This is a genomic window from Sphingomonas xinjiangensis (genome assembly GCF_014199255.1).
In the GTDB taxonomy this organism is placed as follows: domain Bacteria; phylum Pseudomonadota; class Alphaproteobacteria; order Sphingomonadales; family Sphingomonadaceae; genus Sphingomonas; species Sphingomonas xinjiangensis.
In genome coordinates this window covers 15,141-29,960 of record NZ_JACIJF010000018.1, presented here as the reverse complement: position 1 = coordinate 29,960, position 14,820 = coordinate 15,141, and the positions used below count along the sequence as shown (strand labels likewise).

The 14,820-nt window shown below is 63.7% G+C and carries 15 protein-coding genes; 9 read left to right on the top strand and 6 right to left on the bottom strand.

Annotated elements, in window-relative coordinates:
• Window positions 1-26: 26 nt before the first annotated feature.
• From FHT02_RS18090 to FHT02_RS18080, 3 genes are all read right to left on the bottom strand, one after another.
• On the bottom strand, window positions 27-797 hold the full coding sequence (locus FHT02_RS18090) for an SDR family oxidoreductase (RefSeq protein ID WP_184091028.1): 771 nt from the start codon (window positions 795-797) through the stop codon (window positions 27-29).
• A gap of 107 nt (window positions 798-904) precedes the next feature.
• On the bottom strand, window positions 905-1,501 hold the full coding sequence (locus tag FHT02_RS18085; protein ID WP_184091026.1) for an NADPH-dependent F420 reductase: 597 nt from the start codon (window positions 1,499-1,501) through the stop codon (window positions 905-907).
• A 28-nt stretch (window positions 1,502-1,529) separates the two neighbouring features.
• Complete coding sequence (locus FHT02_RS18080) at window positions 1,530-2,432, bottom strand: pirin family protein (RefSeq protein ID WP_425506461.1); 903 nt, start codon at window positions 2,430-2,432, stop codon at window positions 1,530-1,532.
• 129 nt (window positions 2,433-2,561) lie between these two features.
• On the opposite strand from FHT02_RS18080, the gene FHT02_RS18075 reads away from it, so the two are divergent.
• The 8 genes from FHT02_RS18075 (at window position 2,562) to FHT02_RS18040 (ending at window position 8,711) form a co-directional block, all read left to right on the top strand.
• A complete protein-coding gene (locus tag FHT02_RS18075; RefSeq protein WP_343056995.1) occupies window positions 2,562-3,524 on the top strand; it encodes a LysR family transcriptional regulator in 963 nt (320 codons plus the stop codon).
• A gap of 52 nt (window positions 3,525-3,576) precedes the next feature.
• Window positions 3,577-5,121 carry a serine hydrolase gene (locus FHT02_RS18070; protein WP_184091020.1) on the top strand — a complete coding sequence of 515 codons (1,545 nt, stop codon included), beginning with the start codon at window positions 3,577-3,579 and terminating at the stop codon, window positions 5,119-5,121.
• A 381-nt stretch (window positions 5,122-5,502) separates the two neighbouring features.
• A complete protein-coding gene (locus FHT02_RS18065; protein ID WP_184091018.1) occupies window positions 5,503-5,934 on the top strand; it encodes an ester cyclase in 432 nt (143 codons plus the stop codon).
• Between the two features lie 13 nt (window positions 5,935-5,947).
• Complete coding sequence (locus tag FHT02_RS18060) at window positions 5,948-6,238, top strand: DUF1330 domain-containing protein (RefSeq protein WP_184091016.1); 291 nt, start codon at window positions 5,948-5,950, stop codon at window positions 6,236-6,238.
• A gap of 214 nt (window positions 6,239-6,452) precedes the next feature.
• Window positions 6,453-6,833, top strand: a complete 381-nt coding sequence (locus FHT02_RS18055) for a response regulator transcription factor (protein ID WP_184091014.1) — start codon at window positions 6,453-6,455, stop codon at window positions 6,831-6,833.
• Window positions 6,834-6,838: 5 nt separating this feature from the next.
• Complete coding sequence (locus FHT02_RS18050; RefSeq protein ID WP_221239561.1) at window positions 6,839-7,480, top strand: response regulator transcription factor; 642 nt, start codon at window positions 6,839-6,841, stop codon at window positions 7,478-7,480.
• A gap of 140 nt (window positions 7,481-7,620) precedes the next feature.
• Window positions 7,621-8,364 carry an SDR family oxidoreductase gene (locus FHT02_RS18045; RefSeq protein WP_184091012.1) on the top strand — a complete coding sequence of 248 codons (744 nt, stop codon included), beginning with the start codon at window positions 7,621-7,623 and terminating at the stop codon, window positions 8,362-8,364.
• 20 nt (window positions 8,365-8,384) lie between these two features.
• Window positions 8,385-8,711, top strand: a complete 327-nt coding sequence (locus FHT02_RS18040; protein ID WP_184091010.1) for a putative quinol monooxygenase — start codon at window positions 8,385-8,387, stop codon at window positions 8,709-8,711.
• Between the two features lie 38 nt (window positions 8,712-8,749).
• Here the strand turns inward: FHT02_RS18040 and FHT02_RS18035 are convergent, their stop codons facing one another.
• Both FHT02_RS18035 and FHT02_RS18030 read right to left on the bottom strand, forming a co-directional pair.
• On the bottom strand, window positions 8,750-10,162 hold the full coding sequence (locus tag FHT02_RS18035) for a sensor histidine kinase (RefSeq protein WP_184091008.1): 1,413 nt from the start codon (window positions 10,160-10,162) through the stop codon (window positions 8,750-8,752).
• Between the two features lie 32 nt (window positions 10,163-10,194).
• Window positions 10,195-11,328 (bottom strand): PAS domain-containing protein, encoded by a 1,134-nt coding sequence (locus FHT02_RS18030; protein WP_184090998.1) that lies wholly within the window; start codon window positions 11,326-11,328, stop codon window positions 10,195-10,197.
• Window positions 11,329-12,306: 978 nt separating this feature from the next.
• Here FHT02_RS18030 and FHT02_RS18025 point away from each other — a divergent pair.
• Window positions 12,307-13,551 carry a PDDEXK nuclease domain-containing protein gene (locus tag FHT02_RS18025; protein ID WP_246352515.1) on the top strand — a complete coding sequence of 415 codons (1,245 nt, stop codon included), beginning with the start codon at window positions 12,307-12,309 and terminating at the stop codon, window positions 13,549-13,551.
• A gap of 369 nt (window positions 13,552-13,920) precedes the next feature.
• On the opposite strand, the gene FHT02_RS18020 is transcribed toward FHT02_RS18025, so the two are convergent.
• Window positions 13,921-14,814 (bottom strand): Gfo/Idh/MocA family protein, encoded by an 894-nt coding sequence (locus FHT02_RS18020; protein ID WP_184090988.1) that lies wholly within the window; start codon window positions 14,812-14,814, stop codon window positions 13,921-13,923.
• Window positions 14,815-14,820: the final 6 nt, after the last annotated feature.

Here is a 14,820-nt window from a genome sequence, read left to right as displayed (position 1 = left end):
GCCCGCACGTTCTACGATGAGAACGACTAGATGACGGAGAGCAGTCCACCATCGACCTGGAGGGCGATGCCTGTGATGTAGCTCGACAAATCGGAGCCGAGAAACGCGACCGCATCACCCACCTCGGATGGTTGTCCGAGACGACGCAGAGGGGTCCTTTGCCTGAATCCCTCCGCCGCGGCGGCGATCGGGGGAGTGGAGCGCAGCAATTCAGTGTCGATAGTTCCCGGCGCGACCGCGTTGACCCGGATGCCATCGGGCCCGAGTGCATCTGCGAGAGCCTTGGCCATCAAAGTGACACCGCCCTTGCTGGTCGAGTAGGCGACGGTGATGCCGGCGCCTGCGAGACCGCCCATGCTTCCCATCAGCACGATGCTTCCGGCTTTGCCGAGAGCCTTCATCTGTCGGGCGGCCGCCTGTGCGCCGAAGAGCGGACCGTCGAGGTTGATCGACATGAGTCGTCGGTAATCGTCCTCGGCAACGTCAAAGCCGTCGGCTCGCAGGGAGATGCCGGCATTCAGCACCATTACGTCCACGCCACCGAACTCCTGAGCAGCTCCGACCAGCCCGTCATTGTCGGCGCGCTTCGAAACATCAGCCCGCACGAACCTGGACTGCACTCCGAGGTCGCGGATCAACTCGGCGGTCGGCCGGCCGCCCTCGCGGGGCTCGGCTTGAATGTCGGACACGATCACCGCACCAGCGCCGTGTCCCGCCACGCCGAGCGCGATCGCCCGACCTATTCCGCTGGCGGCTCCGGTCACGATCACCGTCTTCCCGCTTAGGATATCGCTCATGTCACACTCCTTCGATCATCGTGACTGGGGGGTGGTGGGCGGCACAGGCGTCGGCCAGCGCCGATGCGTCATCCGGGCTTTGCCTGCGCCGCAATCGCCCGTGAGGGTCAGGGGACCTGACGGACAAGGCTGTGCACCATCAGGGCACCGCCGAACTGCTGGAGGCGACCGCCTTCGTCGATCCTGCCGAGATAGATCGGCGCGAACTGCAGCTGCCGGACGAGCTCCGCTACCCGGTCCGCCGCCTGCGGATCGTCGCTCGACAGGAATATGGTCCGGCTGCCCTCCGACGTCACAGGATCCTTTGCGAGGACTGCCGCCGGCAGCGTGTTGAAGCCCTTGACCACCGATGCGCCAGCGAGCGTCTCGCCGACGACGTGCGAGGAAAGCCGGCCGCCCAGTTCAGCGGGCGTGAAGTTGGAGAAGTCAATCGCGTTGGTCGCGTCAACGACCAGCTTGCCAGTCCAGTCGGCCGAACCTGCGATCTCCGGCACGGAGGCGTAGGGAAGCGCCAAGATCACCACGTCGGCTCGGGCGGCGGTCTCTACGTCGACCGCCTGGACCACGGGACCGAACTCGTCCTCGATCTCGCGAAGGACGGCGGCGCCGCGGGAATTGGCGACCATGACCGGCACGCCCACACGAGCGAAATGCCGGATGAGAGCGCTCCCGATCGCCCCCGAGCCGATGATGGAATAGGTCATTAGTAATCTCCTGTTCTGATGTGATGTTTCAAGCCGCGAGCGGTCGGTAGTTCGCGGGCAGGGGGATGAATTCGCTCTCCCCCGGGATCCCGGGGAAGGAGCCGTCCCGCCATTGCCGGGCGGCCTCGTCGATGCGGTCGAGCCTGCTGGACACGAAGTTCCAGTAGATGTGGCGCGCCCCGTCGAGCGGCTCGCCGCCGAGCAGCATCAGGCGGGTCCCCGTGCTGCTGCGCAGGATGACTTCCGCCCCCGGCTTGAGGACGATCAGCTTGTCCTTATCGAAGCTACCCGCTTGGCCCACGACCTCGACTTCGCCTTCGACGACGTAGAAGGCGCGCTCGACATGGTCGGAGTCCACTTTCAGGCGTCCGCCGGACGTAATCGCCACATCCGCGTAGAGCGTGTCCGCGAAGACCGGAGTGGGTGCCCGCAGCCCGGCGAACTCGCCTGCGAGCAGCCGTACCTTCACGCCGTCCTCGTCGAACTCGGGCAGTGCATCCGCCTTCACGTGATCGAAGGCCGGGGCCGTTTCCTCGAGCGATTGGGGAAGTGCCAGCCAGGTCTGGAAGCCGAACATGGTCCCGCCCGTCTTCCGAAAGTCGGCCGCGCTGCGCTCCGAATGCACGATGCCCCGCCCGGCGGTCATCAGGTTGACGTCGCCGGGATGGATGGCCTGCACGAACCCCTCGCTATCGCGGTGGAGCATCTCGCCTTCGATCAGATGGGTGAGCGTCGCCAGGCCGATGTGCGGGTGGGGGCGGGTGTCGACGCCTTCACCCGGACGGATCACCACGGGCCCGAATGCATCGAAGAAGACGAATGGGCCAACCATCCGGCGCTGAGCCGTCGGCAGGGCGCGGCGGACGTCGAAGTCGCCGAGGTCGCGCACTGAGGGAAGCACCACCTGCTCCACGCTCGAAGGATCGGCCATGACTGTCATGCTGTTTCTCCAGAAAGCCGCCGCTGACGTGCGGCCTGGCTGCGAGAAGCAAACTACGCCTAGGCGTTTGCCGATTAAATCGGCATAAGTTCGACCGAACCGTTCTAGGAATTCGTCATGATATCGGAACCCGGCACGCCGACGCTCGATCAGCTGAAGGTCTTCATCACGGTGGTCGATGTCGGCAGCTTCGCTGGCGCAGCGCGCAAGCTGAACCGCGCCACTTCGGTCATCAGTTATTCGATAGGGAATCTGGAATCGCAGCTCGGCATGCCGCTCTTCGACCGCGAGTCTACCCGAAGGCCTCAGCTGACCCTGGCGGGGAAGGCCATGCTGGCGGAAGCTCGCACCGTCATCAGCGGCATTGACGGCATGCGGTCCAAGGCCAAGGGCCTGCTGCAGGGGCTGGAAGGCGAAATCCACGTCGTGCTCGATGTCATGCTGCCTGCGGATCGCGTGGCCGATGCGCTGAGCGCCTTCCGGGAGGAGTTTCCGACAGTCGCCCTGCATCTTCACATGGAGACGCTCGGCGCAGTGACCGAACTCGTGCTGAACCGGAGGGCCGTCATCGGCATCAGCGGCCCGCTCGACCAGGCCGGCAGCGGCATGGAGAAGATCGCCTGCGGAAGCGTCCCGATGATCCCGGTCGCAGCGCCGCAGCATCCGCTTTCCGTCGCGGGCAGGAACCAGCCGGGAGCAGGAAGGGACCACATCCAGCTGGTGCTCACCGATCGCTCCCGCCTGACCGATGGCCGCGACTTCGCCGTAGTCAGCAGCCGGACGTGGCGGCTCGCCGACCTGGGATCCAAATACATCCTTCTGAAGGCAGGCATCGGCTGGGGGAACATGCCGGTGCCAATGATCGCGGAGGACATCGCGGTCGGACGCCTGGTGCACCTGGACATGCCCGACGCGCGCGGCGGCGACTACGGCTTCGACATCGTGTTCCGGACCGACACGCCGCCCGGGCCAGCCGCCCGATGGCTGCTCGAGCGTTTCGAGAGCCAGTCGGTCGGGACCGATGGCGCGCTCTCCGCTACGGCCAGCCCGTTGATGGCCAGCCTGGCTGATCCCAACGGATAATTGCAGGCTTCCGCCCCGCGGATGCACGAGCGATCCGAAGGATCATGCGCGCATGCCAGAACTAGACCTGACCCTGCTGCTTACGCTCAGAACCCTTCTAGAGGAGCGCAATGTGACCAAGGCCTCCGGCCTGCTGGGAATCTCGCAGCCGGCGATGTCGGGCAGGCTGGCGAAGCTGCGCAGGCTGCGGGGAGATCCATTGTTCGTTCCGAACTCCTCCGGACGCGGCGTGGTCCCGACGCCGCGGGCCGAGGAGATCGAGCCGGCCATCGCCGGCCTGATCGACTCGATGCTCGCGTCGACGGGGGCGCCGACCGGCTTCGACCCGGCGACGACCACTCGAACCTTCACCATCGCGTGCTTCGAAACGCCCGCTGCGGTTCTCGCGCCGCCACTGGCCACTGCTTTCCGAACGAGGGCGCCGCGCGCGCGGTTCTCCTTCGTGCTGCCGAGCGTCGACGTCGGCGAGCAACTCGAGGCCGGGGACGCCGACCTGCTTCTGTCGGGGGTCGAAGACGTTCCGGGCCACCTCATGCACCGGACCGTCTGGCGGGATCACTATGCCTGCGCGCGCGTCCGCGGCGCGCACCCGCAGCTGGACCTCGATGTCTTCTGCGAGGTGCCGCACGTGGTGGTCGCCAACGCTCGCGACCGCTTCTCGACGCCGATCGACGACAGGCTTGCGGCTCTGGGTCGATCGCGGTGGGTGGCCGCGTCGGTGCAAAGCTACGCGGTGGCGGCAGCTCTGGCGGCCAGTGGGGAGTACATCTGCACTCTGCCGCGGCGTTTCCTCGAGCTGCCCAAGCCGCTGCCCAGCTATGGCAATCTCGAAGCGTATGGCAATTGGGGCGACCTCGCTGCGGACGAGCGCTGGCGCAAGATCACGCCCCGTCACGTGCTCACGCACTCCACGGGCTTCGCCAATTTCGCCTACCTCGAACCCGACGAGAAGCTGCGCTTCCACTTCGATCCCGGCACCCGCTACGCCTATTCGGGCGAAGGCATTATTCTGCTGCAGTTCGGGCTCGAACAGGGCCTCGGCCTGGACATGGGCGCGGAGATCGACCGGCTTATTTTCCGGCCGCTCGGCATGACCCGGACCAGCCTCAAGTGGCGGCCCGACTTCGCCGGCAATTTGGCCGACGGCTGGACCGTTGAAGGCAAGGTCGAGCCGCATGACGAGCGCAGCCGCATCCGCGTCGCGGGATCGATGGATACCAGCATCACCGATCTCGGCCGCTTCGCCGCCGCGCTCCACGCCACGCGGGCGCTTGCCGAGATGACGCGACCGCAGCTGCCGATCACCAGCCGCAGCCAGTTCCCGACCCTTGTTCCGGATGCACCGCCTGCCGAGCGCTTCCCGAACCTCTCGGCCGGGTTGGGCGTCGTCACGTTCGTCGGGCCGCAGGGCCCCGGCTTCTACAAGGGCGGCCACAATGAATCGACCGGCAACACCTTCGTGTGCGTCGATCGCGCGCGTCGTTGCGTAGTGATCCTCGCTAATGACGTTCGCGCGGAGCGAGCCTTCCCGGCGATCGTGGAGGCCGCGCTCGGCAAGACCGGCGTGCCCTTTCGCTGGGAGTATGGGCGGGACTGAATCCACCCTCATCGCTTCAAAGGCTGCGGCATGGGAGATCGCTTACTCCTGCGCGTGCACTAAAGTGATATGACGGAGGCTATGGAACGCTCAGGCCTGCCCTTCTGGCAGCATTCCACCGAAGAGCGGCGGCAAGACCGCGCTAAGTCGAACGGCGACTTACGGGATGGGGTTTGGCTGAATGACTTGGTTAGGGCGCGTAGCGGTCGAACCTCGCACGCTGCAGATCGGATCGAAACGGATAGGTCGCGCTATTCAGCCGTCCCGCAGGAAGCGGGAACGAGGGGCCTCTCGTATACATCGGTATAACATCCACCCAGACAATTACCGCAGCGGCGAAAGTTCGCGAGAGTGGGCATCTCAGTTCAGGAGAACCCCACCATGTCTGATGCCAATGAAGCGCGCATCCGCCAGCTCTACGAGGCGGTGAACGCGAAGGACCTCGCGACCATCGAAGGCTATGGCGCGGAATACAGCGAATGGCTAGACGTGCCGTTCAATTTCACGTCACGCGGCGTCCGCGCGATCATCGATCCCTGGAAGAGCTGGTTCGACATCTTCCCCGACGCGACCTGCGAGGTGCAGACCCTCGTTGCCCTTGGCGATCACGTCGTCGCACAGGGGATCGGCCGCGGCACCCACCTCGGCACGTTCCACTCGCCCGCCGGAGTGATCGAGCCGACCGGTGCCCGCATGCAGGTCAATTTCTGCGACGTCTACCGGCTTCGCGACGGCAAGATCGAACGCGCCGATTCCTATTTCGACTTCTACGGGCTGATGCAGCAGCTGACGCCCGCTGCCGTTGCGGCATGACGGGAGAGCGCACATGACGGCTTATCTGATCGGCGACCTCGAGATCTTCGATCTCGAGCAGATCCAGGATTACCGCGCAAAGGCACTCCCGCTGGTCGAGCGGTTCGGCGGAAAGGCGCTCGCGCTCGACGCGACTCCGCTGGACCTCGAGAACTGGCAGTCCGGCAACATGATCCTGCTCGAGTTCCCGGACCGGCAGTCGATCGAGGCCCTTTTCGCCTCGCCGGAATATGCCCCGCTCGCCAAGCAGCGCCAGGCGGCTTCCAAATCGCGCCTGATCGCGATCGACGGGCTTGGCAGCTGACCGCTGGACTCCGCCGCCGTGCCTGTCCGCCTTGGAAAGGTGGGAGCATGGCGGCGTGTTCCCGCGACTGGCGACGCTCTCGCAGCAGCGGACGTTTCGACGAGATCTCCCTCACTTGGCCACACGTTATACCGATGTGTAATGGTGGATCCGCAATCGGGTCCTTAGTATCCCTTCACCAGCCGGCAGCAGCCGGCGCATAGTCGAGGAGCAGATGGCGCTCATCATCATCGTGGATGACGATCGCCACGTGCGAGTCAGTCTCGAGAACCTGCTAGAATCTGTCGGGTACGAGGCCGAGAGCGTCGGATCTGGTGAGGATTTGCTCGCGCATGCACGCTGGCGCTCGGCTGACTGTCTGATCCTGGACGTGAAGATGCGCGGCATGGACGGCCTTCAGCTGCTGCGTCGGATCCGGATCGAGCAGGATTGCCCTCCGATCGTCTTTCTGACCGCGCATTCCGACGAGGAGACCCGGCGACGCGCAATCGAGGGGGGAGCTCGCGCATTCTTTGCGAAGCCGTTCGAGGAAGATGCGCTGCTCGAGGCGATCGCCGGCGCTGTCGCAGAACCTCGGGACCGCGAGGGAGGCTAGCCGCGTTGGACCACGACATCGCCGGACAGGAAGAACTGGTCTGCATCGTCGATGACGATCCTTCGGTGCGGAACAGCCTCAGCCGACTGCTCGAGTCTGCGGGCTACCGTGCCGTCGCATACCCCACCGCGCGCGCGTTCCTGGACGGGCCAGTGCCATCCGGTCCAGCGTGCGTGCTGCTCGACGTCCGGCTTCCTGATCTCGACGGGCTTGAGCTGCAGGCGCAGCTGGCCGAGCTCAGCCGACGTCCCCCGATCATCTTCATGACCGGGCATGGCACCATCCCGATGAGCGTCCGTGCGATCAAGTCGGGGGCCGTCGAGTTTCTGACCAAGCCGATCGAGGAGGAAGTGCTCCTCGCTACCATTTCGGACGCGCTGTCGCTCGACCGGAGCCGGCTCGTGGAGCAGCTGGAAGATGGCGGGCTCCAACAACGGCTCGCATCGCTTACGCCGCGGGAGAACGAGGTTCTCCAGCGGGTGATCGCAGGCCCCATGATAAAGCAACTTGCCGCAGCGCTCGGGACGAGTGAAGTGACCGCGAAGGTTCACAAGAGGCGGGTGATGGAAAAGATGGGCGCAAGAACCCTCGTTGAACTGATTCACATCGCCGAGCGCCTCGGCATCGAAGCGCTTCCGATCAAGTGAAGTTCTGACTGATGCGCCTTGTTATACGAGCAGATAATAGCCTCATAGATAACTGTTGCGACTGAAGTGCAGTCCTATCTGCAACTCGGAAGTGCGCCGCTAAGCGGTTTGCTCTTCGGGTCAGAGGAAAGGAATTCATCATGTCCGATCAGAAAGTCGCATTCATCACCGGCGCGTCGAGTGGTATCGGCGCCGGGATCGCCCGCAAGCTCTCTCAGGCAGGATACGCGGTAGCCATCGCAGCGCGCCGGCTGGACAAGCTCGAGGCGCTAAGCGACGAAATCGCCTCTGCCGGAGGCAAGGCGCTGGCCGTCGAGCTCGACGTCACCAGCGAGGAAGCGAACGCGGCTGCGGTCCAGAAGACTCTTCGCGAACTCGGCCGCCTCGACGTGGTGGTCGCCAATGCTGGCCTGATGCCGCTGTCCGACATCGACGCGCTCAAGACCGACGAGTGGCGCCGGATGATCGACGTCAACGTCCAGGGCGTGCTCAACACCACGGCTGCGGCGCTTCCCACTCTCATGGCGCAGAAGTCCGGGCACATCGTGCTTATGTCCTCAATTGCCGGCCGTAAGGTCTTCAAGGGCCTGTCGGTCTACTGCGCTTCCAAGCATGCCGTAGCCGCCTTCGCGGATGGCCTGCGCATGGAAGTGGCGCCGAAGTACAACATCCGCGTCACCTGCGTGCAGCCGGGCGCCGTCGCCAGCGAGCTGTATGACCACATCACCGACCCCAACTACCGCCAGCAGATGGACGAACTGGCCCAGCAGATGACCTTCCTGCAGCCGGAAGACATCGGCGATGCCGTTGCCTACGCCGTCCAGGCACCGCCGCATCTCGACATGGCCGAGATGTTCGTGCTGCCGACCCAGCAGGGCTGGTGATCATTGCGAAGAACGCTCGAATGGCGAAGACCTTTCATGTAGCGGCGTTCTTCGAGGCAAAGCCGGGCTGCTCCACGCAGCTCGGCGACCGCCTGCTGGCGCTGGTGGAGCCCACGCGGCGCGAGCGAGGCTCGCTCCGGTATGACATCCTCCAAAGCCTAGACGACCCGAACCGATGGCATGTGCTGGAGGAGTGGTCCGACCGCGGCGCATTCGATGCGCATATGGCGCAGCCCCGCGTGGTGGCCTTTCTGGACAGCGCACCTGCGCTATGCGTGGACGAACCGCAGCTCGTCTTCCTGGAATGCCGCTCACCCGCAGCCGCTGCCACCCAACCGCTTGAGTGAGTTGAATGGAAGCCGGCGCGTTGCGGCGTGTGCTTTGCTTACCCGCAGCCGACGGCAGCCATCAGAGGGACCGTGAAGCTCAGGACGCCGCCCTTCGGCTGTTGATTATGGGCGATGAGGCTGCCGCTGTGACGTTCTATGATCGTTCGGCAGATTGTGAGACCCAGCCCCATCCCGTTGCTCTTGGTGGTGTAGAATGCTTCGAACAGGCGCTCTGCTCCATCAGTTTCGAAGCCTGGTCCGGTATCCGAAACCTCGACACGCACGTGTCCCTGATCGACCGTGGAGCGGATCCGCAGCACGCGCGAACCCAGGTCGACATCGCGCATGGCCTCAAGAGCGTTGGACGTGAGGTTGAGGAGAACCTGCTTCAGTTGCGCGGCTTCTCCGAGCACGCGCTCGCCTGCAGCTCCTAGCTCCAGTTCCAGCCGGGCGTGCTCGCGCTCGACGTCGGGAGAAATCAGCTCCACCACCTCTCCCAGCAGACCATCCACGTCGAGGGGTGTCTGCTGGATCTGTGCCTGATGCGCCAGTCCGTTCAGGCCGCGAATTACCTCTCCTGCTCTCAGCGCATCCCGCACGATGCTCGACAGACTGGCCTGCAGGCGCGGGACGTTCGGCGGCACATGCGCGAGCCAGCGGTTCGCGGCGCCAGCGTCTGCCACCATCGCGGTCAGCGGCTGATTGACCTCATGTGCGATCGATGCCGCCAGCTCGCCCATCGTGGTGACTTGCGACACCTGCGCAAGCGCGTGCTGCGTGCGCCTAAGCTTGTCCTCCGAACGACGCAGGTCTGTGACGTCGATGGCAGCTCCAGCGTGATTGCCGTCCGACAGGGGCACGCCGGTGGAGAAGAGGTGGCGCACCTCGCCGGAGGGCAGCACGACGCGGTATTCAATGCTCCAGCTTCGTTCGTCCCTCCCGGCGGCGGGCACGACGCGATTCCAGCGGTCGACGTCATCCGGGTGGATCCGATCATGGTATTTCTGGAACGAAGGGGCGTCGACGCCGAACTCGTAGCCGAGCAGGTTGTAGACATTGCGCGACCACATGTCCTCGCCGGTAGCCGGCTTCCACAGGAAGGTGCATGTCCTGGCCACTTCCTCGACGAGGTCCTGATACTCGCGGCGGCGCGTGATCACTGCGCGGATCTGCTCCAGTTCGCATTCGGTTGTTCGGACCTCGGCCCGTGCCGCACAGAGCGCCAGTGCCTCGCAGGTGATCTCCCTCAGATCGTCAGGCAGATCAGGAGAGCGGGTCCACAATGTGCCGAGCCTTCTGCCATCATGGGTCAGAAGGTGAGCCGTTCCTTCCGGTTGGCCGAATTCCTCAAGCGTCGGGATCTCCGGCTCGAACCCCATCGGGGCCAGCCCGAAGAGATCGGCGGCAGCGTGGAGCGCGACCGTTACTGCCGCCAGGCTTCCCCCGAGAGCGGCCTGACCAATCGCCATCAACGAGCCTTCTCGCTCGATCGCACTGATGCTCATGGCCCCGTCCTCGTCGGCAGGTGCACGCGATACGCGCCCCCTTTTTCGAACGGAACGAAGGTGAGCTCTCCGCCGTGGCCGTCGATGATCGCTCTCGCGACGGCCAGCCCCAGGTCCGCAGGATCTCGCCCTGCACCCAGGGCGTCGATGCTGGTCTCGAGCAGGACGTTCGCCTGATACGGCACCGCGTCCGCAATGGTCACGCTGGCACCGGCGCCATCGGCTCTAGCCAAGACTCGGACGTCGCGTGGCCCTCCGCCCGCTTCGGCGCGCGCCAGGCAGTCCATGATCAAGGTAAGCACGACCTGCTGGAGCTGGACGCGATCAGCAGCGATCGGCCTGTCGATCGCTTCGACGTCTAGGGAGAGGGTTCCCGAGCGCATGTCGAACTCCGCTCTGCAGAGCGTGGCGACCTCCAGGATGGCTTCGGCGAGATCGACATCGCCGAATTCGGGCTCGCTCTTCCGGGCGAGCCCCCTCAGCCCCATCACGACTTCCTTCGCGCGACGGCAATCCGCCATCATCTCGACAAGCCCCTCTTTGGCCCGGTCGATATGTTCAGGTCCTCGCTCCAGCCAACGGCGCGTGGCTGCCGCATTGGCGAGGATGGCCGTCAATGGTTGGTTCAGCTCGTGGCTGATGGAAGTCGCGAGCACTCCGAGGGTCGTGAGCCGCGAGGCAAGCGCCAGTTCGGAGCGGGCCTTGCGAAGCGCCTCTTCGGCCAGTCTGCGTCCGGTGATGTCGCTCACGGTCCCGACATAGAGCTCCTCGCTCACGCGGCGGCCCAGCGCGTGCACATGGCGAATGGTCCCATCGGGCAGGAGGTAGCGATACTCGACGTTGAAGCGTTTGCCTTCGTCGGCGATGTCAGCTGCTTCGCGCAGATACCGCTCCACGTCGTCGGGGTGGATCCGAGCGATATTCGAACTGAAGGACGCCTCAACCTCGCCGACACGATAGCCTAGCATGGTATAGACCTCGGGCGACCATTCCCCGAGACTGGGGTCGGCAGGATACCAGGTCCAGCTCCCCGTCCGGCTCAGGCGCTGGGTGAGCGCGGCCGACGCTTCGACCTCCTCGAGCGCCAGACGCGCCTGTGTTACAGCGGCATCCAGCCGGCCCTGTTCCACTCGCAAGTGGTCCGTCTCCGCGCGCAAACGTGCACGAAGAGCCTCGAGATCGCCTCGCCTAGAGTTGGGGCCTTCGGGGACGGCCATTTCTCCGCATCTCGCACAATCATTGCCGTTTGGTCCACGGGACTGTGGAGCCGCCCTATGCTCAAACCGGCAGCCACGCCATGATACCTGGGTGTAATTGGCGCAGCTCGTTGCAGATGCGATCCGATCGTGCCCGCGCCGTTCGCCTGACTCATCTTATGTGATGGTGGATACCGATCCTTCGACCACTCGAGAGACCACCGGCAAGCGATTGCCGCTCAGGCTGGTGCTGGCGGGCGGTCAAAGGGGAAGCGCGCCCGGCCAACGATCAGGGCGAAAGTACACTCTGATCGTTCATTGAAGAGCGCGTCCAGATTGATGCAGGCGACGAAGCCAGAGTTATCGCTCGCGCTCACATGGGGAGCGATGTTGAGGCAGCGCCCGGTTGCCAGCCTGGACCCAAGCCAAAGTCTCCTCACCCTCCCTTCGACCACAGTTCGGCAGCTGGAGTTGGGAAGGTACTGGCGTCTGCGCCGGATGACATTGCGCATCATACGCGAATTGAGCCTTAGCCGCTCGACGTTGCGTCGCTCCATGGGCAGGAAGTGGCCGAAAGCTGCCCGGCAGCTTTTAGGAACGATCATGCGGTAAGCTGCCGTACGTTCAGCTGAGCTTCTGGTCGAAATGATCCAGGAGCGGTTACCCACGTTGGGCCCCCGCTTCCACAAAGCGAGCGTCCATTCATCGCGTTTTGATTCTCGCGGTTATTAGATGCACCGAGGCGGCCGCCCACTGACACGTTGTCCGCCCGCCATCGTATTGTGCGTGGGACGCATTCTGAGCGCCAAGCAAATGGCACCTGTCATCACCATTGGGCGATGCTAATCGGCATGCATGCGCCCTGTACCATCGCCTTACGAATCGACTGAGTATGTCCAGCTTCTGGATACGTTGAAGGAGCGGATCCGGTCGTCCCGGCTCAGGGCCGCGCTGGCCGTCAACGAGGAGCTGATCCTACTCTATTGGGGAATCGGTCGCGACATTCTCGACCGTCAGGAGAGCGCTGGCTGGGGTGCCAAGATCATCGATCGGCTTTCATCCGACCTGAAGCGCGACTTCCCAGAAATGACTGGTTTTTCGCCGCGAAATCTCAAATATATGCGGGCGCTGGCCGAAGCCTTTCCTGACCGCGAGATTGTGCAACGGGTTGTTGCACAATTGCCGTGGGGTCATGCGATCACACTGATTGAGGCGCTCAAAGATCCCGTCCAGCGTATCTGGTATGGCGAGCAGGCGCGAGTGCATGGCTGGAGCCGGAAGGTTCTCAATCATCAGGTCAGCAGCGGCCTTTTTGGTCGGCAGGGCAAGGCGATCACGAACTTTGCGCGTACTCTGCCAGTACCCCAGTCCGATCTGGCTCAGGCACTTATAAAGGATCCCTACAGCTTCGACTTCCTCGGACTCGGCCCGGACATCTCAGAGCGCGAGCTCGAGCGCAGCCTGCTCGAACATCTACGCTCGCTGATTCTCGAACTGGGCAAGGGCTTCGCCTTCGTCGGCAGCCAATATCACCTTGAGGTGGCTGGACGGGATTACTATTTAGATCTGCTGTTCTATCACCTGCATCTGCGCTGCTTCGTCGTTGTTGAGTTGAAGATTGAGGAGTTCAAACCCGAGTTCGCGGGCAAGATGAACTTTTACCTTTCTGCGGTGGACGATCTGCTGCGCCATGCCGATGACAGACCGACGATCGGCATCATCCTGTGCCAAGGCAAGAACGCCGTGGTGGTGGAATATGCGCTGCGCGACTCCGTAAAGCCGATGGGAGTCGCCGACTACACCCTGTCCGAGAACTTGCCCGCCCCCTTGCACGCAGCTCTGCCTACTGCAGAGGATTTGGCGCGCGACTTCCCCATGATGTCGCTGGTGAAGCTGCGGATCGACATCGAGCGAGAACTGCGTGTGCTGGCCGAGGATCTCGGAATAGTGGCTGACCGCCCAATGAGCCTGAACGAACTGGTCAGTGTCACGGAGGATGTGCTCCGGCTGCTTCCATCGATTGACTTCATGAGCATCGTCAGCATCCTCAACAAGGCCGCGCACGGGGTAGATGTGCCTCACGACGAGGTCGATCGCGCGGCCGGTATCTCCACGCGTTTTCTCGCCGCTATCAGGAACTATCGAGCCACCCACTGACAATGAGGCCTAGCCGCCGTTCGCGATCATCTCGGCACTCCGTTGATAGGACGAGCTGGGCTGGCATTCACCAACCCCAACATTCACGACCAGAGCGCCCTATATGATCGCGCCCGACGGACATCAGAGAAAGCCTTCTCAGGCCGGGAAGACCCACAATCGGCCATTCCAGCGCCTTAACCCGCTTCTCAGCTTCGGACACTCATTCAGGTGGGCACCCGGCTAAACGTTTTGCATGTCGCCGCTGACGCGGTGCTCGTGTCTGATGATGAAGCGGGCTTGTGCGCTGAGCAGAAACACGGCGCATGCGAACTCCTGGATGCACGCTATGCGCCCGAGCATACAAGCCCTGGAAGGCCGTCCGAAGACTCAGATCTCCGTATGGCGGACGATGGCCTCACATATCTCATGCGTCGCCAGAATAGCGGCTGCATCGACCCGCCTGCGCTCGCGCGCTGCAAGCAGGAAATCGTCGCACATCGCCTCAAAGCCTCGTTGCCGTCCCACCGAAATCCAGTCGGCCCGTCGATGCAGGCTTCGTGTCCCGCTCGCTTCGATGCGATCAGCAAGGTTCAGCACGGTGTGGCGTGCCCCACCACCAATGACGTCCAGACATTCCTCATCGAGCCCGCTGTTACGATGCATCGTGCCGATGGCAGTAAACACGTCGCCTGCCAGCGTGAGGGTGATCGTGTGAAGCAGCCCGTCCACGACATGAGTTTCGATGTTGCGCCGATGGACTGGCCCAGGGGCGAGGGAAAGCAGCGTATCGACAACATGGATGAAGTCATCGAAGATGACCCGGCGCGGTACGTCGGGTTGCCGGTAGCGGTGCTTCTCCATGATGATGAGGTCCGCGTCGATGCCGTGTAGGGCGACATAGTCCGGCGCGTATCGCCGGTTGAAGCCGACCACGAGCGGTGTTGCACGCTGCGTGGCTAAGGCAACGAGCGCCTCGACCTCGCCGAGGTTATCTGCGAGCGGTTTATCGACGAAGGTCGGAACACCTCGCTCGATAAGGAGCTTGACGAGTTCTCCATGTGCCAGCGTGGCCGCGTGGACGAAGGCGGCGTCGAACGAAGTGACGGCAAGCGCCCCGATTACGCTGGTGTGCCGATGCGCGATCTGGAATGAGCGGCCAACCTCATCGAGGACGGCTTCATCTCGCGTTGCGAGGTGAATATCGAGATCGCCTCGCCTGGACAGCACCGGAAGATACGCCTTGCGAGCGATGTCGCCCATTCCGATCAGGAGCACGCGCATATCTTC

Coding starts and splice junctions, on each gene's coding strand:
- FHT02_RS18045 (WP_184091012.1), top strand. CDS start 7,621: ATGTCCGATCAGAAAGTCGCATTCATCACCGGCGCGTCGAGTGGTATC.
- FHT02_RS18080 (WP_425506461.1), bottom strand. CDS start 2,432: ATGGCCGATCCTTCGAGCGTGGAGCAGGTGGTGCTTCCCTCAGTGCGC.
- FHT02_RS18055 (WP_184091014.1), top strand. CDS start 6,453: ATGGCGCTCATCATCATCGTGGATGACGATCGCCACGTGCGAGTCAGT.
- FHT02_RS18065 (WP_184091018.1), top strand. CDS start 5,503: ATGTCTGATGCCAATGAAGCGCGCATCCGCCAGCTCTACGAGGCGGTG.
- FHT02_RS18085 (WP_184091026.1), bottom strand. CDS start 1,501: ATGACCTATTCCATCATCGGCTCGGGGGCGATCGGGAGCGCTCTCATC.
- FHT02_RS18040 (WP_184091010.1), top strand. CDS start 8,385: ATGGCGAAGACCTTTCATGTAGCGGCGTTCTTCGAGGCAAAGCCGGGC.
- FHT02_RS18070 (WP_184091020.1), top strand. CDS start 3,577: ATGCCAGAACTAGACCTGACCCTGCTGCTTACGCTCAGAACCCTTCTA.
- FHT02_RS18035 (WP_184091008.1), bottom strand. CDS start 10,162: ATGGCGATTGGTCAGGCCGCTCTCGGGGGAAGCCTGGCGGCAGTAACG.
- FHT02_RS18060 (WP_184091016.1), top strand. CDS start 5,948: ATGACGGCTTATCTGATCGGCGACCTCGAGATCTTCGATCTCGAGCAG.
- FHT02_RS18020 (WP_184090988.1), bottom strand. CDS start 14,814: ATGCGCGTGCTCCTGATCGGAATGGGCGACATCGCTCGCAAGGCGTAT.
- FHT02_RS18090 (WP_184091028.1), bottom strand. CDS start 797: ATGAGCGATATCCTAAGCGGGAAGACGGTGATCGTGACCGGAGCCGCC.